15 protein-coding genes and 1 pseudogene are annotated in these 16897 nt (G+C 72.0%); 6 read left to right on the forward strand and 10 right to left on the reverse strand.

Annotated elements, in window-relative coordinates; all coding sequences use genetic code 11:
• Positions 1-23: 23 nt before the first annotated feature.
• The 3 genes from ACZ7G1_RS17995 (at position 24) to ACZ7G1_RS18005 (ending at position 2902) form a co-directional block, all read left to right on the forward strand.
• Positions 24-869: an RNA polymerase sigma factor SigF gene (locus ACZ7G1_RS17995; protein WP_470878135.1), complete on the forward strand. Its 846-nt coding sequence runs from the start codon at positions 24-26 to the stop codon at positions 867-869.
• A 235-nt stretch (positions 870-1104) separates the two neighbouring features.
• Positions 1105-2013 (forward strand): RNA polymerase sigma factor SigF, encoded by a 909-nt coding sequence (locus tag ACZ7G1_RS18000; RefSeq protein WP_470878136.1) that lies wholly within the window; start codon positions 1105-1107, stop codon positions 2011-2013.
• Positions 2014-2665: 652 nt separating this feature from the next.
• Positions 2666-2902, forward strand: a complete 237-nt coding sequence (locus ACZ7G1_RS18005) for a hypothetical protein (RefSeq protein WP_470878137.1) — start codon at positions 2666-2668, stop codon at positions 2900-2902.
• Between the two features lie 27 nt (positions 2903-2929).
• Here ACZ7G1_RS18005 and ACZ7G1_RS18010 read toward each other — a convergent pair whose 3' ends face one another.
• Positions 2930-3880 (reverse strand): oxidoreductase, encoded by a 951-nt coding sequence (locus tag ACZ7G1_RS18010; RefSeq protein ID WP_470878138.1) that lies wholly within the window; start codon positions 3878-3880, stop codon positions 2930-2932.
• Positions 3881-3961: 81 nt separating this feature from the next.
• Between ACZ7G1_RS18010 and ACZ7G1_RS18015 the strand changes: the two genes are divergently transcribed.
• Positions 3962-4591 (forward strand): TetR family transcriptional regulator, encoded by a 630-nt coding sequence (locus ACZ7G1_RS18015; protein WP_470878139.1) that lies wholly within the window; start codon positions 3962-3964, stop codon positions 4589-4591.
• Positions 4592-4686: 95 nt separating this feature from the next.
• Here ACZ7G1_RS18015 and ACZ7G1_RS18020 read toward each other — a convergent pair whose 3' ends face one another.
• Entirely contained in the window at positions 4687-4920 is a 234-nt protein-coding gene (locus ACZ7G1_RS18020; protein WP_470878140.1) for a hypothetical protein, read from the reverse strand.
• Positions 4921-5078: 158 nt separating this feature from the next.
• Here ACZ7G1_RS18020 and ACZ7G1_RS18025 point away from each other — a divergent pair, with 158 nt between their 5' ends.
• Both ACZ7G1_RS18025 and ACZ7G1_RS18030 read left to right on the forward strand, forming a co-directional pair.
• Positions 5079-5522, forward strand: coding sequence for a MarR family winged helix-turn-helix transcriptional regulator (locus ACZ7G1_RS18025; RefSeq protein WP_470878141.1), 444 nt, complete (start codon positions 5079-5081; stop codon positions 5520-5522).
• Between the two features lie 86 nt (positions 5523-5608).
• Positions 5609-7108: pseudogene (locus tag ACZ7G1_RS18030) on the forward strand (MDR family MFS transporter); the annotation flags it as partial.
• Positions 7109-7227: 119 nt separating this feature from the next.
• On the opposite strand, the gene ACZ7G1_RS18035 reads toward ACZ7G1_RS18030, so the two are convergent.
• From ACZ7G1_RS18035 to ACZ7G1_RS18070, 8 genes are all read right to left on the reverse strand, one after another.
• A complete protein-coding gene (locus ACZ7G1_RS18035; protein ID WP_470878142.1) occupies positions 7228-7998 on the reverse strand; it encodes a TetR/AcrR family transcriptional regulator C-terminal domain-containing protein in 771 nt (256 codons plus the stop codon).
• Between the two features lie 35 nt (positions 7999-8033).
• A complete protein-coding gene (locus ACZ7G1_RS18040) occupies positions 8034-9551 on the reverse strand; it encodes an MFS transporter (RefSeq protein WP_470878143.1) in 1518 nt (505 codons plus the stop codon).
• A gap of 74 nt (positions 9552-9625) precedes the next feature.
• Positions 9626-11809 carry an ArnT family glycosyltransferase gene (locus ACZ7G1_RS18045; protein WP_470878144.1) on the reverse strand — a complete coding sequence of 728 codons (2184 nt, stop codon included), beginning with the start codon at positions 11807-11809 and terminating at the stop codon, positions 9626-9628.
• Positions 11806-13086, reverse strand: a complete 1281-nt coding sequence (locus ACZ7G1_RS18050; RefSeq protein WP_470878145.1) for a bifunctional glycosyltransferase family 2/GtrA family protein — start codon at positions 13084-13086, stop codon at positions 11806-11808. Before ACZ7G1_RS18050 ends, ACZ7G1_RS18045 begins: the two co-directional genes overlap by 4 nt.
• Before the next feature lie 25 nt (positions 13087-13111).
• A complete protein-coding gene (locus tag ACZ7G1_RS18055) occupies positions 13112-14632 on the reverse strand; it encodes a sensor histidine kinase (protein ID WP_470878146.1) in 1521 nt (506 codons plus the stop codon).
• Positions 14633-14636: 4 nt separating this feature from the next.
• On the reverse strand, positions 14637-15380 hold the full coding sequence (locus ACZ7G1_RS18060; RefSeq protein ID WP_470878192.1) for a response regulator transcription factor: 744 nt from the start codon (positions 15378-15380) through the stop codon (positions 14637-14639).
• An 89-nt stretch (positions 15381-15469) separates the two neighbouring features.
• Positions 15470-16345: an amidohydrolase family protein gene (locus tag ACZ7G1_RS18065; RefSeq protein WP_470878193.1), complete on the reverse strand. Its 876-nt coding sequence runs from the start codon at positions 16343-16345 to the stop codon at positions 15470-15472.
• Between the two features lie 103 nt (positions 16346-16448).
• Positions 16449-16784, reverse strand: coding sequence for an antibiotic biosynthesis monooxygenase family protein (locus ACZ7G1_RS18070; protein WP_470878147.1), 336 nt, complete (start codon positions 16782-16784; stop codon positions 16449-16451).
• Positions 16785-16897: the final 113 nt, after the last annotated feature.

The following is a 16897-nucleotide window of genomic DNA, read 5'->3' on the forward strand; positions in this document are numbered from 1 at the left end:
CCAGCCAAAGGGGTGGCGTGAACGTGCCGGCCAGTACAGCGCCTCAGGTCCCGCCCCAGCACGAGGCAGGCGGCGCGGACACCCCGCGCCCCCGACCCCAGAGCACCCGTGGCGCCGACACCCGCGCGCTCACCCAGGTGCTCTTCGGGCAGCTCAAGAACCTGGAACCGGGCACCGCCGAGCACCACCGGGTGCGCGGCGCCCTGATCGAGGCCAACCTCCCGCTCGTGCGGTACGCGGCGGCCCGCTTCCGCTCCCGCAACGAGCCGATGGAGGACGTCGTCCAGGTCGGCACCATCGGCCTCATCAACGCCATCGACCGCTTCGACCCCGACCGGGGCGTGCAGTTCCCGACGTTCGCCATGCCGACCGTCGTCGGCGAGATCAAGCGGTACTTCCGCGACAACGTCCGGACCGTGCACGTGCCCCGCCGGCTCCACGAGCTGTGGGTCCAGGTGAACGGCGCCACCGAGGACCTGACGACCGCTCACGGCCGCTCCCCCACGACCGCCGAGATCGCCGAACGGCTGCGCATCGGCGAGGACGAGGTGCTCGCCTGCATCGAGGCCGGGCGCTCGTACCACGCCACCTCCCTGGAGGCCGCGCAGGAGGGCGACGGGCTGCCCGGGCTGCTCGACCGGCTCGGCTACGAGGACCCCGCCCTGGCCGGCGTCGAGCACCGGGACCTCGTCCGGCACCTGCTCGTCCAGCTGCCCGAAAGGGAGCAGCGGATCCTGATGCTGCGCTACTACAGCAACTTGACCCAGTCTCAGATCAGCCAGGAACTCGGCGTCTCCCAGATGCACGTGTCAAGGCTCCTCGCCCGGAGCTTCGCCCGGCTGAGATCCGCAAACAGAATCGAGGCGTAACCGAAACGGGTAGACCGGTTCGGAGCAGTTCTGCGCTGCCCCAAATGCCTTACACCCCTTGTTTCCTGCGGATATACACCCTCGCCTTGTCGACAAGTCACTACAGCGTGTTGCCGACATGTGACATTCTGCTGGAACCGAGTTTGCCGCAGCCCCGCCGCCGGTATTCAGGTGGAAGCTGCGTTCCTCAGATGGTCGCGGCCACCGCGACCGTCCGCGACCTCAAGGGGGTGGCATGTCCACAGAACTGGGCAGCTCGAAGGTGCTCACGCTCACGCCCGTTCCCGTGCCCACGCAGACGACGGCGCCGACCGCGGCCGAAAGCACGGAGATCACTCCGCCGCCGCCCGTGGTCGTCCCGTCGGGAGCCCTCGACACCCGCACCCTCTCCCGCTCCCTGTTCCTGAGGCTGCGCGCGCTCGACACCGAGGGCGCCGCCGCCGACAGCCCGGAGCGGACCTACGTCCGCGACACCCTCATCGAGCTCAACCTCCCCCTCGTCCGGTACGCGGCCGCCCGCTTCCGCTCCCGCAACGAGCCGATGGAGGACATCGTCCAGGTCGGCACCATCGGCCTCATCAAGGCGATCGACCGCTTCGACTGCGAACGGGGCGTGGAGTTCCCGACGTTCGCCATGCCGACCGTCGTCGGCGAGATCAAGCGCTTCTTCCGCGACACCTCCTGGTCGGTACGGGTCCCCCGCCGCCTCCAGGAGCTCCGCCTCGCCCTCACCAAGGCCAGCGACGAGCTCGCCCAGAAGCTCGACCGCTCCCCCACCGTCCCCGAACTCGCCGCCGTCCTCGGGGTGTCGGAGGAGGACGTCGTCGACGGCCTCGCGGTGGGCAACGCGTACACCGCCTCCTCGCTCGACTCCCCCTCCCCCGAGGACGACGGCGGCGAAGGCTCCCTCGCCGACCGCCTCGGCTACGAGGACACCGCCCTCGAAGGCGTCGAGTACCGCGAGTCGCTCAAGCCGCTCCTCGCCAAACTCCCGCCCCGCGAGCGGCAGATCATCATGCTGCGCTTCTTCGCCAACATGACCCAGTCGCAGATCGGCGAGGAAGTCGGCATCTCCCAGATGCACGTCTCCCGGCTGCTCACCCGCACCCTCGCCCAGCTCCGCGAAGGCCTCATCGCCGACTGACCGCCATCCGACTTCCCAGACCCCTGGCGTATATGACGATCCGTCAGGAACACTGGGTGCCATGAGGACTGGCACGTCTGGCACGTCTGGCACGTCGGGACCCGCACTCCTCGCGGTGGCGCTCTGCCTCGGCGGAGCGCTGACCGCCTGCGCCGGCACGGACGGCGAGGGGTACGCCGCCGTCGGCGCCGGCCCCTCCCCGAAGGGCGCCGTCGCCCCCTCCGGCGCGGTCACCCTCGTCCCCCTCGACGGCCCCAGGCCGCCCGGACTCACCTCCAGCACGTCGTCGCCGTCGCCCGCGGCCCCGGGGGCGCCTGGGGTGCCCCGGGTACCCGGGGCACCCGGGTCGCCCTCAGTGGGCGGGAGCGGGGCCTCTCAGAGTGCTCCAGGGGCTCCGGGGACTCCCGGGTCGTCCGGGTCCCCCGGGCCTTCTCGTACGGATACGGATACGGATACGGGTACGGGTACGGGTACGGCTCCGACGACCGCACCCGGGCCCGGCGCCCCGACCCGTACGCCCTCGGAGACGCCCGGACCCGCCACGCCCGGCGGCGGCGCGTCCACGCCGGGACCCGCGCCCGGCCCCGCGCTGCTCAGCGTCTCGGCGCCCAGCCTCGCGGACGGGGACCGGCGCTGGTGCGAGCGGGTCACCGTGACGTTCCGGAACACCGGTGGTTCCGCGGCCACTTCGGGGACGGTCACCTTCGCCACCCATGTCATCGGGGCGCTCGGCGTCGACTGGGCGACCCTCACGTCGAGCCGGCCGCTGCCCGCGCCGATCGCGGCCGGGACGGCGAGGACCGAGACGTACACGGTGTGCGTGGACTCCTGGCGCGTCCCGCTCGGCATGCACATCGACACCCGGGACGTCACCGCCGTGTGGCGCTGAGGCCTGGCGGATCAGGGGGTAGGCGGGTCAGGGGAAGCGGACGTCCGTCAGCTTCTCCGAGAGCTCCCAGAGCCGGCGGCCGGTGGCCGGGTCGGCGGCCACGGCGGAGAGCGGGACGCGGGTGGGGGTGCCGCGCAGTTCGGCGGGGCCGTCGGGGCCGATGAAGTCGCCGGCCTCCGCGGCGGGGGCGGTGGCCGCGTAGAGCTGGGGAAGAGCGCCGCGCTCCGGGCGCTGGGCCAGCAGGGGGTTGCCGATGCGACCGAAGACCAGGCGGGCGAGACCGCCGGTGTCCTTGGTCTGGAGGTTCGTGGCCGTGTAGCCGGGGTGGGCGAGGACGGAGCGGACCGGGCTCGCGGTGGCGGTCAGGCGGCGGTGGAGCTCCCGGCCGAAGACGGCGTTGGCGAACTTGGAGCGGTTGTAGAAGGCCATGGGGCCGTAGCCGCGCTCGCCGGTCAGGTCGTCCCGCTCGTCGAAGCGGGGACTGGCCTGGCGGTGGTTGATCGAGCTGACCGTGACCACGCGGGGGTCGGTCCCGGCGGCGAGCAGGTCGAGCAGCAGGCCGGTGAGCGCGAAGTGGCCGAGGTGGTTGACGGCGAACTGGAGCTCGTGGCCCTGGGGGCTGAGCGTGCGGGGCGGGGCCATCACGCCCGCGTTGTTGACGAGCACGTCGAGGCGGGCGTGCTCGTCGCGCGTCCGGTCGGCGAAGGCCCGTACCGAGTCGAGGTCGGCGAGGTCGAGCCGCCGCACGTCGAGCAGGCCGGGATCGACGCGGGCCTCCCCCGCACCACCCGCCGTGAGGGCGGCCACGGCCTCGTGGCCCTTCCGCTCGTCCCGTACGGCGAGGACGACGCGGGCGCCCCGGCGGGCGAGGGCGTGGGTGGTGGCGAGGCCGAGGCCGCTGTTGGCTCCGGTGACGACGAAGACCCGCCCGGTCTGGTCCGGGATCAGGTCGGCGGTCCAGCGCTGCTTCTTGGTCATGCGTCACACGCTGCCGCTTGTGTCACCGAGTGTCAAGCACGACCATGGGTGTCATGAAGGGCACCGCGTTACCATCGGGCCGTGACCACCCGCCCCGATCTCAGCCTCGCCCAGCGCAAGCGACAGCTCGTCGCGACCGAGCTCACCGAGGCCGCGCTCCAGCTGTTCGCCCTCAAGGGCTTCGACGCGGCGACCGTCGACGAGATCGCGACCACGGCCGGGGTCTCCAAGCGGACCTTCTTCCGCTACTTCGCGTCCAAGGAGGACGTCGTCGTCCAGTTCCTGGCCGGCATGGGCGCCGACATGCGCGCGGGGCTCGCCGCCCGTCCCGCCGGGGAGCTCCCGTCCGAGGCGCTGCTTCACGCCGTCTCCGTGCCCCTGGCCGCCTGCGGCGACCACGCCGAGCGGGTCCTGCCGGTCGTCCGGCTGATCCTCCGGACCCCCTCGCTGCTCGCCCGCTTCCTGGAGCACCAGGCGCAGTGGCGCGAGGAACTGGCGGAGGAGCTCGGCGCCCGCCTCGGCCGCGACCCCGAGGCCGACCTCTATCCCCGGCTCGCCGCGGGGATGGCCCTCACCGCCTTCGACGCCGTACTGCGCCGCTGGAGCGCCGGGGAGAGCCCCGAGCCCACCGCCGACCCCGACGCCTTGACCGCGCAGGCCTTCGCGCTGCTGGCACCGGCGCTGGACGGACCCGCAGCCTCGGAGGCGTAACGACCCTCGGAGGCGTAACCCGCGCAGAAGAAAAGGTGGGCCGGTCCGCTTCCGCGGGGTCCGGCCCACCTGGTGGTGTGCGGTGGGTGCGAGGGTCAGCCCAGGGCCAGCCAGGCGACGGCGGCCAGGATGACGACGGCCGCGACGATGCCCACGATGAGGCCGACCTTCGGGCCGCCCGAGGCGGCGACGGCCTGCGGCTGGCGCTGCTGCGGGGTGCCCTCGTCGACGAAGGCGCGGAACATCTGCGTGCTGCCGGCGGGGTCGTAGCCCTCGGAGCCCTGCTGGGGCTGGCCCTGGCCGTACGGTGCTTGGGGGTTGTGTGCCATGGGCCAGGACCCTAGCGAAAGGGGGCCGGTGGCCCCAACCCTCCGGCTCGCCCTCCGCCTTTGCCGATTCTTTAGCGCCGTTTGACCGATTTAGTTTGCCTGAAGCAACCATCCATCTCTATGGTTGCCCTAAGCAACAACATGGACGGGGGTGCGCGATGCCGACACGGAACAGGTACGAGGAACTCGCCCGCTCGGTGAGCGCGATCGGTGCCGTGAAGCGCGGCCTCGCCCGCGCCCTCCCCGTCGAATGCCAGGGAGGCTCGGCCGCCGTACTGGCCCTGGTCAAGCACCACGGGGACATGCGGACGAGCCGGCTCGCCGAACTGATGGCCGTCGACATGTCCGTCTGCAGCCGCCATGTGGCACACACCGTGGAACACGGCTGGATCGAGCGACTGCCCGACCCGGACGACAAACGGTCCCGCATCCTGCGGCTCACGGAGCCGGGCCACGCGATGCTCGGCGAACTCGACCGCCGGGTCACCGACGCCTTCTCCCGTCACCTCGCGGAGTGGTCCGACGACGACGTCGAACTCCTCACCCACCTGCTCGCCCGACTCCGCGACTCCTTCGGGGACTGCCGGGCCCACCACGCTTGAGAAAAAGGAAGTTCATGGCTACGACCACGCCTGACACCGGTGTGCGGGACGGCCTCACCGGCAGCGGTGGCGGCGAGACCGCCCCGATGACCCACCGGCAGATCATGGAGGCGCTGTCCGGGCTGATGCTCGGCATGTTCGTCGCCATCCTGTCCTCGACGATCGTCTCCAACGCCCTCCCCCAGATCATCACCGACCTGGAGGGCGGCCAGTCCGCGTACACCTGGGTGGTCACGGCCGCGCTCCTCTCCATGACGGCGACCACGCCGCTCTGGGGCAAGCTGGCCGACCTCTTCTCCAAGAAGCTGCTCGTCCAGATAGCCCTGGTCGTCTACGTCACCGGCTCCGTCGTCGCCGGCCTCTCCCAGAGCACCGGCATGCTCATCGCCTGCCGGGTCGTCCAGGGCATCGGCGTCGGCGGTCTGACCGCCCTCTCCCAGATCATCCTGGCCGCGATGATCGCCCCGCGTGAGCGCGGCCGGTACAGCGGCTACCTCGGCGCGACCTTCGCCGTCGCCACCGTCGGCGGCCCGCTGCTCGGCGGCGTCATCACCGACACCGACTGGCTCGGCTGGCGCTGGTGCTTCTACGTCGGCGTGCCCTTCGCGATCATCGCGCTGATCGTCCTGCAGAAGACCCTCCACCTCCCCACCGTGAAGCGTCAGGTCAAGGTCGACTGGGCCGGCGCCTTCTTCATCAGCGCCGCCGTCTCGCTGCTCCTGATCTGGGTCACCTTCGCCGGTGACAAGTACGACTGGATGTCGTGGCAGACGGCCGTCATGGTCCTCGGCGCGCTCGCCCTCGGCGGGATCTTCCTCCTCGTCGAGTCCAAGGCGAGCGAGCCGATCATCCCGCTCCGCCTGTTCCGCAACCGCACGATCACCCTCGCCTCGCTCGCCTCGCTCTTCGTGGGTGTCGCGATGTTCGCCGGCACGGTCTTCTTCAGCCAGTACTTCCAGCTGGCCCGGAACGAGTCGCCGACGATGTCCGGCGTCCTCACCATCCCGATGATCGCGGGCCTGTTCGTCTCCTCCACCGTCTCCGGCCTCATCATCACCAAGACCGGCCGCTGGAAGGCCTGGCTGGTCAGCGGCGGCGCGCTGGCGGCCGGCGGGCTCGGCCTGCTCGGCACCCTCCGGTACGACACCGAGTACTGGCACATCGCACTCTTCATGGCGGTCCTGGGTCTCGGCCTCGGCATGATGATGCAGAACCTGGTGCTCTGCACCCAGAACCAGGTGGCCCCCGCCGACCTCGGCGCCGCCTCCTCCGTCGTCACCTTCTTCCGCTCCCTCGGCGGCGCGATCGGCGTCTCGGCGCTGGGCGCGGTCATGGCCCACCGGGTCACCGACTACGTCAGGGAAGGCCTGGCCGAACTCGGCCCGAAGGCCGCGGGCGCCATGGGCCAGGGCGGTACGGGCGGCGGCATCCCGGACATGGACGCGCTCCCCGCCCCGATCCGCACGGTCATGGAGAGCGCGTACGGCCACGGCGTCGGCGACGTCTTCCTCTACTCGGCGCCGTTCGCGCTGCTCGCCTTCGTGGTGACGCTGTTCATCAAGGAAGTCGCGCTGAAGAGCAGCACGGTGACGGCCGAGGACAAGTAAGGGCCGAGGACAAGTAGAAGAGCTCCCGGACGCGCTTCGAGCGGAGGCGCGACCGGGTCGAGTACGGAGCGGCGGGCAGGGGACGGCCCGCCGCTCCGTCATTTCTCCGTCTGCCGGGTGACCATGACCTCGATGCCGGCGATCAGCACGTCCAGGGCGTAGTCGAAGTCGCGGTCCCACACGACGCTGAGGCTGTCGTGCGAGGTCCGCTCGTCGAGGATCTCCTTCAGGCCCTCGACCCTCTCCGTGTACACCGGGTCGTCCCGGAAGGCGCTCACCGAGTCCGCGTAGAACTCGTCCTGCGACATGCCCGCCTCCGCCGCGCGCCGGCCGAACTGGGACTCGATCGTCCCGTAGCCGTACACGAACTGGAAGACCGCCGACATCGCGCTCGGCCTGCGGTCGAGGGCGAGGCCGGTCTCCGCGACCGTTTCGTGGATCTTCTGGCCGACGGCGATCGAGTTCGGCCCGATGTTGAGGTACTGGCCCGCGCTCGGCGACATCCACGCGTGGCGGACCAGCATCCGCCGGTAGTCCAGGGCGAGCAGGCGCATCCGGTCCCGCCAGTCCCCCGCCGCGTCGACCGCGGCGAGGTCGATCTCGCCGTAGACGCTGTCCATGGCGTACTCGAGGATGTCGTCCTTGGTGTCCACGTACCAGTAGAGCGACATGGCCGTGACGCCCAGCTCGGTCGCCAGCTTGCGCATGGACAGCTTGGCCAGGCCCTCTTCGTCGAGCATCCGGATGGCGGCGGCGACGATCCGGTCGCGGTCGAGGCCGGCGGGGCCGCCGCCGCTGCGGGCGGCCCTCTCCTCCAGCCACACGCTGGAACGCGCCGGGTTCTTGGCCCGATCGGCTGCCTTGACCATCGCGTTCCTCCGTCTGTCAGCGGTCCGTCACCATGCTAGGCAGCGCCCGGCCCTTCGGCGCCCGCGGCCTTCTCCGCGCGCTCGGCCCGCTGGAGGAGCGCCGCGGCGACCAGGCCGCCGGCGAAGACGGCGGCCGCGCCCACCAGCTGGCTGGTCTGGAGGCCGGAGGCGAACGCGTCGGAGATCGCCTGGCGTTCGGCCTCGCCGCCCGCCGCGGCGAGCGCGGCCGGGAGCGAGGTCGCGGTGACGGCGACCAGCGCGGCGAACCGTGCGTTGAGTACGGCTCCGAGGACGGCGACGCCCAGGCCGTTGCCGAACTCGGCGAGGGTGCCGTTGATCCCGGCGCCCACACCGGCCTTCTCCGGCGGGATCGAACTCATGATCGCGTTGGCCATCGCCGGGGACGACACGGCGATGCCGCCGCCCATCAGGACCAGGCCGAGGAGCATCCCCGCGTAACTGCCGTCCGTGCCGCCGCCGAGCAGCGAGATCGACGTGAGGCCCGCGGCCACCAGGGTCATGCCGAGGACGACGGTGGGCGGGGTGCCGAGCTTCGTCACGATCCGCGGGCCGACGCCCGTCAGGTTGAGGCCGACGATCGTCAGCGCCAGCGGCGCCATCCGCAGCCCCGCCTCCAGGGGTTCGTACCCGAGCACGAACTGCAGGTGCTGGGTGAGCAGGAAGAGCGAGCCGCCCATGCCGAAGACGACCAGGATCGAGCCGCCGATCGCCCCGACGAACTTCTGGTTCCGGAAGAAGTGCATGTCGAGCATCGGATACGGGGTGTGCAGCTCCCAGCGGGCGAAGGCGGCGAGACCGGCGACGCCGATGGCGGCCGGCACCAGGACTTCGGCGGAGAGCCAGCCGTGCTCTGGGCCGCTGATGATCGCGTACACCACGGCCGTCATGCCGATCGTCGACAGCAGCGCGCCGAGCAGGTCCGGGCGCTCCCCCTGCGGGTTCTTGGACTCGGGGACCAGCTTGAGGACCGCGACCAGGGCCACGACCGCGACCGGGATGTTGATCAGGAAGATCATTCCCCACCAGAAGTGGTTCAGGATCACCCCGCCGATCAGCGGCCCGCCGGCGAAGCCGAGCGAGGCGACCGTGGACCAGAGCGCGATGGCCTTGACCCGCTCGGAGTCGTCGAAGATCTGCATCACCACGGCGAGCGTGGTCGTCATCAGGAGCGCGCCGCCGACGCCCATGCCCGCGCGTGCGGCGATCAGCTGCGCGGTGGAGCCGGCGAGTCCGGCGGCCAGCGAGCCGAGGCCGAAGAGCGCGAGGCCGATGGCGAGCATCTTCTTGCGGCCGTAGCGGTCGGCCGCGTTGCCCGCGCTGAGCAGCAGGCCCGACTGGACGAGCGAGTACGCGTTGATCATCCACTGGATGTCGGTGGTCGTCGCGTGGAGTTCGGAGGTCAGCGACGGGATGGCGACGCTGAGCACGGTGTTGTCGAGCAGCACGGTGAGCTGGGCGAGGCAGATGACGCCGAGGATCAGCCAGCGCTGGGGGTGGGCGGTGGTGGGTGCCGGGGCGGTCGTCGCCGTCACGGGGCAGCTCCTTGTACGGTGTACGGGAACGGGTCTCGTACACCGTACAAGGGCTCTCTTGCGCTGTATAGCGATTACTTATGTGCAGTCAGGTCATAGAAGGCTGCGCTGCCGATCGTGGTTTTCGGGAAGTTCTCCGAGACCCAGGTGGAGATCTCCGAGTTGCCGCCGCCCATGCGGGCGCCGCCGCCCTCGCCGCTGCCGATGAAGTAGTGGATCTTGCCCTCGGCGACGTACCGCTTGAACTGCGCGAGCGTCGGGGACGGGTCGCTGCCGTTGAAGCCGCCGATCGCCATGACCGGCTTCTCCGTGGCGAGCTGATAGCTGGCCGCGTTCTGCGCGCCGACGGTGGCGGCGACCCAGGTGTAGGAGCCGGCGTCCTTGAGGAGGGCCTCCTTGGCCTCCGTACCGACGGTGGCGCCGTTGAGGAGACCGCCCATGCCGCCGCCCATGCCGCCTCGCTCGCCGTTGCCGGGCAGCTGGCCGCCGTTGGGCAGCTGGCCGCCTTGGCCTCCCTGGCCTCCGGGGAACTGGCCGCCCGGCAGCTGGCCGTTCGGGGTCTGGCCGCCCGGCGGGGTCTGGCCGCCCGGTGGGGTCTGACCGCCCGGCGGGGTCTGACCGTTCGGTGGGGTCTGGCCGCCGACGGCGAACATCCGGCCGCCGGCGCCGCCCGGGCCGCGGCCGCCCATGGCGCCGCCGGAGGGGCCGGCGGTGACGATCGAGCCCTGGTGGCCGGTGTCGAGGGTGGCGAGGGTGTACGCGAAGGGGCCCGCGAGGCCGGCGGCGAGGCCGAGGGCCGCAAGGGCGAGGCCGAGGCGGCGGTCGACGCGGCCCGCGAAGAGCAGGCCGACGGCCGCGAGCGCGCCCGCGACCAGGACCGTCCAGCGCAGCCACGGCAGCCAGTCGGGCGTACGGCCGAGCAGGGTCCATGCCCACCAGGAGGTCACCGCGACGGTCACGGCGAGGGTCGCGGAGGCGGGCGGGCGGGTGCGTTCCTCCCAGAGGACGGCCGCGCCCATGCCGATCAGCGCCGCGAGGTACGGGGCCAGGGCCACCGTGTAGTACTCGTGGAAGATGCCGGCCATGAAGCTGAAGACGGTGAGGGTGATCAGGAGCGAGCCGCCCCACACCAGGAACGCCGAGCGTGCGGTGTCCGTCCGGGGCGCCCGCGAGGTGACGACGAGACCCGCGACGAGCAGGATCAGCGCGGCCGGCAGCAGCCAGGAGATCTGACCGCCCACCGCGTCGTTGAACATCCGCCCGATGCCGGTCTCGCCCCAGCCACCGCCACCGCCGCCACCGCCGCCGGGGCGGCCGGGCAGCTCCACGCCGGCCGGCAGGTTCTCGGCCGTGCCGCCGAAGCCGCCCCGGGCCCCGCCGCCTACGCTGCCGACCTCGTCGCCGTTGAGGCGGCCCAGGCCGTTGTAGCCGAAGGTCAGTTCAAGGAAGCTGTTGTTCTGGGAGCCTCCGACGTACGGACGCGAGGACGCCGGCCACAGCTCGACCAGGGCCACCCACCAGCCCGCCGAGACGAGCATCGCGAGCCCGCCCAGGGCCAGCCGGCCGAAGCGCCGCCCGAGGCCGCCGGGCGCGCACACCACGTACACGAGCGCGAGCGCCGGCAGGATCAGGAAGGCCTGGAGGGTCTTCGCGAGGAACGCGAAGCCGAGCGCGACGCCCGCCCACACCAGCCACTTCGCCGCGCCCTCGTCGAGCTCCAGGGTGCGCAGCACGCAGTACACGGCGACCGTCATGAGGAGCGCGAGCAGCGCGTCCGGGTTGTTGAAGCGGAACATCAGCGCGGCGACCGGGGTCAGCGCGAGGACCGCGCCCGCGATCAGGCCCGCGCCCGCGCCGAACCTGCGCCGTACGGCCGCGTAGAGCACGGCGACCGTGCCGACGCCCATCAGGACCTCGGGCACCAGGATCTGCCAGGAGCCGAGGCCGAAGAGCCGGACGGAGAGCGCCATCGGCCAGAGCGCGGCCGGAGGCTTGTCGACCGTGATGGCGTTGGACGCGTCGAGGGAGCCGAAGAAGAAGGCCTTCCAGCTCTCGCCGCCCGCCTGGACGGCGGCCGAGTAGAAGGAGTTGGCGTATCCGGAGGCGCTCAGGTTCCAGAGGTAGAGCGCGGCGGTCACGACGAGCAGTCCGAGGAAGGCGGGCCGGACCCAGCGGGCGTCCTCGGCCCGCCCGCGCCAGAACCGGGCGAGCCGGCCGGCGCGCGGGGCCGCGTGGACGGCGGGGGACAGGGTGGTCATCGTTCGTTCCTTGAGGTGGTCCGCTCCGGGAAGACCCAGAGGCGGAAGAGGAGGAAGCGCAGGACGGTCGCGGCGAGGTTGGCGACGATCAGGACGGCGAGCTCGGTGGAGTGCGCCGGATCGCCGGTCGCCGCGCCGAGCGCCGCGAGCGACCCGCTGGTCAGGGCGAGGCCGATGGCGAAGACCACGAGCCCCTGCGCCTGGTGGCGTACCGCCCGGTCCCGGCCCCGTACGCCGAAGGTGAGGCGCCGGTTGGCCGCCGTGTTGGCGACGGCCGAGACGAGGAGGGCGGCGGCGTTGGCGAGCTGCGGGCCGAGGCCGAGCCGGAAGGCCGAGTACAGCGCCAGATAGAAGAGCGTGGACAGCACGCCGACCACGCAGAAGCCGACCAGCTGGCGGGCGAGTCCGCCCGGCACACCGCTGAGGTCCCGGTCCCTGGGGTCGTCGCCGAACGGCCTGGCAAGGCGGTCGAGCGGCAGCGAACCGGTCGCGAGCGCCCGCCCGACCCGCAGGACGCCCTTCAGGTCGTCGGTCGCCGTCCGCACGATGTGCACGGTGGAGTCGGGGTCGTCGACCCAGTCGACCGGCACCTCGTGGATGCGCAGCCCGGCCCGCTCGGCGAGGACCAGCATCTCGGTGTCGAAGAACCAGCCGGTGTCCTCCACCATCGGCAGGAGCCGCTCGGCGACCTCCCTCCGTATCGCCTTGAAGCCGCACTGCGCGTCGGAGAACCGGGCGGCGAGCGAGCCGCGCAGGATCAGGTTGTACGCCCGCGAGATGAACTCGCGCTTCGGCCCGCGCACCACCCGCGAGGAGCGGGCGAGCCGGGAGCCGATCGCCAGGTCCGAGTGGCCGGAGATGAGCGGCGCGACCAGCGGGAGCAGCGCGTTCAGGTCGGTGGACAGGTCGACGTCCATGTACGCGAGGACGGGCGCGTCCGAGTCCGACCACACCGTCCGCAGCGCCCGCCCGCGCCCCTTCTGCTCCAGGCGCACGGACCGCACCTCGGGCACCTCGGCGGCGAGGGCGGCGGCGACCTCGGGCGTCGAGTCCGTGGAGGCGTTGTCGGCGACCGTGATGCGGAAGCCGTACGGGAAGGTCCTGAGAAGGTGCGCGTGGAGCCGGCGGACGCACGGCTCCAGGTCCTTCTCCTCGTTGTAGACGGGGATCACCACGTCCAGGACGGGCCTTCCGGCGACGCTCACCGGCAGGTGTTCCCGGGCGGGAAGGGCGCCGGGAGTCCCGGACGCGGGGTCCGCGATCGTTGGGGTTCGCATGCCACGACACTCGCCGCGGCCGCTGTCACGGCTGTGTGATGAGCCTGTGCCCCACCTGTGGGTCCTCGGCGACCGGCAGCCCGACCGTGAACACGGTCCGCCCCGGGACGCTCCGGACGCCCGCCTCGCCGCCGTGCGCGAGGACGACCGCGCGCACGATCGCGAGCCCGAGGCCGGTCGATCCGGCGTGCCGGGAACGGGAGGCGTCACCCCGCGCGAAGCGCTCGAAGACCACCGGCAGGAGCTCCGGCGGGATGCCGGGGCCGTCGTCCTCGACGTCGACGAGCACCTGCGCGCCCTCCGTCCGCACGCGTGCGGTCACCTTCGTGCCGGGCGGGGTGTGGGTGCGGGCGTTGGCGAGGAGATTGACCAGGACCTGCTGGAGCCGGGCGCCGTCGGCCCGTACGGCCGCGAGCTCCGCGGGCAGCTCCAGGCGCCAGTGGTGCTCGGGACCGGCCGCGCGGGCATCGCTCACCGCGTCCACGACCAGCGGGACCAGATCCGTCGTCTCGTACGAGAGGGGGCGGCCGGCGTCGAGCCGGGCGAGCAGCAGCAGGTCCTCCACCAGGCCCGTCATCCGGGTCGCCTCGGACTCGATCCTGCCGAGCGCGTGGCGGGTGTCGGGCCCGCACTCCTCCCGGCCTCGCCGGGTCAGCTCCGCGTACCCCCGGATCGAGGCGAGCGGGGTGCGCAGTTCGTGGCTGGCGTCGGCGACGAACTGCCGGACGCGGGTCTCGCTCTGCTGCCGGGCGTCGAGCGCCGAATGGACGTGGTCGAGCATCCGGTTGAGGGCCGCGCCGACCTGGCCGACCTCGGTCCGCGGATCGGCCTCCGCCTCCGGGACCCGGTGGTCGAGCGCCACCTCGCCGCTGTGCAGCGGCAGCCGGGCGACCTGCCGGGCGGTGATGGCCACCCTCCGCAGCGGGCGCAGGGCCACCCGCACGAGCACGGTCCCGGCCAGCGAGGCCGCGACGAGCCCGGCGCCGGTGACGCTCAGCTCGACCAGCACGAGGGTGGACAGGGCGTCCTCGACCTCGGTGAGCGGGATGCCGGTGAGGAACGCGCCGTGGGACCCCGCCGCGTACTCGACCCGGTAGGAACCGAGGCCGGGCAGGTCGACGGTGTGCGGCTCGCCGTCCCGGGGGACGGTCGCGAGCACGGCCCGCTGGGCGGCGTCGAGCTCCTTCGTCGGGAACCTCGGCCCGTCCGTTCCGCTGCTTCCCGGGATCTCCGTCGAGTACCCGGCCGTCGAGACGCCGTCGTCGGTGAGGACGGCGCCGAGCGTCCCTATCGGGGCCCCGGGGCCGGCCAGGAAGGCGAGCGGCGCCCGGTCCCGTACCGGATCGGGCGCGGACATGACGACCGGCGGTCCGGCCGCCCGGCCCGCCAGACCCCGCACCTGCTCGTCGGCCTGGTCGTACAGGTACGAGCGGAACGCGATCGTCGTCACCGTCCCGATCACCGCCGCGACGACCGCGATCAGCGCGACCGCCGACACGACGAGCCGGGTCCGCAGCGACCACGGCCGCCCGCGTCGTACGCGCACGGGGTTACTCCCCCGGCTTGATGAGGTACCCCGCCCCGCGCCGGGTGTGGATCATCGGGGCCCGGCCCGCGTCGAGCTTCCGGCGGAGGTAGGAGATGTAGAGCTCCACGACATTGGCCTGGCCGCCGAAGTCGTACGACCACACCCGGTCCAGGATCTGCGCCTTGCTGAGGACCCGGCGCGGATTGCGCATGAGGTAGCGCAGCAGCTCGAACTCGGTGGCGGTGAGATGGATCGAATCCCCGCCCCGGGTCACCTCGTGACTGTCCTCGTCGAGCGTCAGGTCCCCGACGGTCAGCAGCGACTCGCTGCGCGCCTGCGCCGCTCCCGACCTGCGGATCAGTCCGCGCAGCCGGGCCACGACCTCCTCCAGGCTGAACGGCTTGGTGACGTAGTCGTCGCCGCCCGCCGTGAGCCCCGCGATCCGGTCCTCCACGGCGTCCTTCGCCGTCAGGAACAGCACCGGTACGTCGGGCAGCTCGCGCCTGATCCGGCCGAGCAGGCTCAGCCCGTCGACGTCCGGCAGCATGATGTCGAGGATCACCGCGTCGGGCCGGAACTCGCGCACGGCCCGCAGGGCGACGGCCCCGTCCCCCGCGCTGCGGACCTGCCAGCCCTCGTAACGCAGGGCCATCGAGAGCAGCTCGGCGAGCGAGGCCTCGTCGTCGACGACGAGGACGCGCACGGCCGAGCCGTCCGCACGGAGCATGTCGGCGCGGGTGCCAGGGCGGGCGCTGGTGCTTCGCATGGTCACGGTCATGGCCACCACGCTCTCCGGCGCCGCTGAGATCCCTCTTTCCCTTTCCTGTGAATTCCCTGAGAAAGAGGTGGGGACCGTCAGGTGGCGCCGAGCGGGTGTTTCACGTGAAACATCGCGGCCCCGTTCTCGTACAGCACCCTCCGGAGCCAGTCGTCACCGAGCCCGAGCCGTTCGAGGGCATGGAGCTGGTGGACGTACGGATACGGGATGTTCGGGAAGTCCGAGCCGAGCAGGATCCGGTCGCCGAGGTCCAGGAGCCGCTTGCGCTCGCCCTCGGGAAAGGGCGCGAGCCGCTCGCTGAAGTCCGTGAAGGCCATCGTGGTGTCGAGGTGGACGCCCTCGTACCGCTCCGCCAGATCGAGGAAGTCTCCGTACTCCGGCATCCCCATGTGCGCGACGATCACCCGCAGCCTCGGGTGCCGCGCGAGCAGCCGTCCCATCGGGCCCGGCCCCGTGAAGGCCCCCGGGGTCGGTCCCGAGCCGCAGTGCACGACGACGGGGGTGCCGCTGGAGGCCAGCGCGTCCCACGAACTGTCCAGCTCGACGACCGTGGGATCGAAGCCGCCCACCTGGAGGTGCACCTTGAAGACCCGGGCGCCCGCGTCGAGCGCCCGGTGCACGTACCCGCCGACGCCCGGCTCGGGAAACAGCGTCGCCGTGTGCAGACAGTCGGGCGTCCTGGCCGCGAAGTCGGCGGCCCAGGCGTTCAGCCAGGCCGCCATGCCCGGCTTGTGCGGGTAGAGCATCGACGTGAACGCCACCGCCCCGAACCCGCGCAGGATCGCCAGCCGGCGCTCCTCCTCCTCGCGATAGGTGATGGGCCACTCCACACCGGTCAGCGGCCCCACGGCGTCGAAGTACGCCCACACCTTGTCCAGCACGTTCTGCGGCATGAAGTGCGTGTGCACATCGACGAGACCGGGGATGCCGAGCCGCTCGACGAGCGCGCGGATCTCGTGGCGCTCGTCGTCGGCCGGGGTCTCGGGCTGCTCGCCGTCAGCCGGGGCCTCGGGCTGCTCGCCATCAGCCGGGGCGTCGGGCCGCCGGCCGGTTTCGTCACTCGCGCTCAAAGCCGTAGCTCCGCTCGACCTTGCCGATGTGGACGCTGTAGCTGTCGTACCAGTGCTCACGGCCGTGCGCCTTGGCCGCCTGGTGTCCGCTGTCGAGCCGCCAGGCGTCCAGCGCCTCCAGGTCACGGAAGTAGGCCACGGTGATGCCGATGCCACCGGGGGTCCTGGCGGACTCGTACCCGAGGAAACCCGGGATCGCCTCGACGCGCTCCCGCATACGGACGGCCGTCTCCGCGTACCCCTCCGGGGAGTCAGGACGGATCGAGGTGAACACAGCGGTGTAGTAAGGCGGTTCCAGGCCCGCCACCAGCTTCGGAGTCATGTGATCACCCTCGCCGGGGGCGACCGGGGATGTCCACGGGCCCAGGCCAAAGGGATCCAAGACTTTACGAACAGCCCCCGGGCTCCCGCGCCCCTCAGAACAACTCGCCTCCC

The organism is Streptomyces sp. NPDC037273, from assembly GCF_055603625.1.

What these genes read in the sequence shown, in the direction of transcription:
- ACZ7G1_RS18000 (WP_470878136.1), top strand. Translation starts at nt 1,105, where the DNA reads ATGTCCACAGAACTGGGCAGCTCGAAGGTGCTCACGCTCACGCCCGTT.
- ACZ7G1_RS18010 (WP_470878138.1), bottom strand. Translation starts at nt 3,880, where the DNA reads ATGACCAAGAAGCAGCGCTGGACCGCCGACCTGATCCCGGACCAGACC.
- ACZ7G1_RS18020 (WP_470878140.1), bottom strand. Translation starts at nt 4,920, where the DNA reads ATGGCACACAACCCCCAAGCACCGTACGGCCAGGGCCAGCCCCAGCAG.
- ACZ7G1_RS18025 (WP_470878141.1), top strand. Translation starts at nt 5,079, where the DNA reads ATGCCGACACGGAACAGGTACGAGGAACTCGCCCGCTCGGTGAGCGCG.
- ACZ7G1_RS18035 (WP_470878142.1), bottom strand. Translation starts at nt 7,998, where the DNA reads ATGGTCAAGGCAGCCGATCGGGCCAAGAACCCGGCGCGTTCCAGCGTG.
- ACZ7G1_RS18045 (WP_470878144.1), bottom strand. Translation starts at nt 11,809, where the DNA reads ATGACCACCCTGTCCCCCGCCGTCCACGCGGCCCCGCGCGCCGGCCGG.
- ACZ7G1_RS18050 (WP_470878145.1), bottom strand. Translation starts at nt 13,086, where the DNA reads ATGCGAACCCCAACGATCGCGGACCCCGCGTCCGGGACTCCCGGCGCC.
- ACZ7G1_RS18060 (WP_470878192.1), bottom strand. Translation starts at nt 15,380, where the DNA reads ATGCGAAGCACCAGCGCCCGCCCTGGCACCCGCGCCGACATGCTCCGT.
- ACZ7G1_RS18070 (WP_470878147.1), bottom strand. Translation starts at nt 16,784, where the DNA reads ATGACTCCGAAGCTGGTGGCGGGCCTGGAACCGCCTTACTACACCGCT.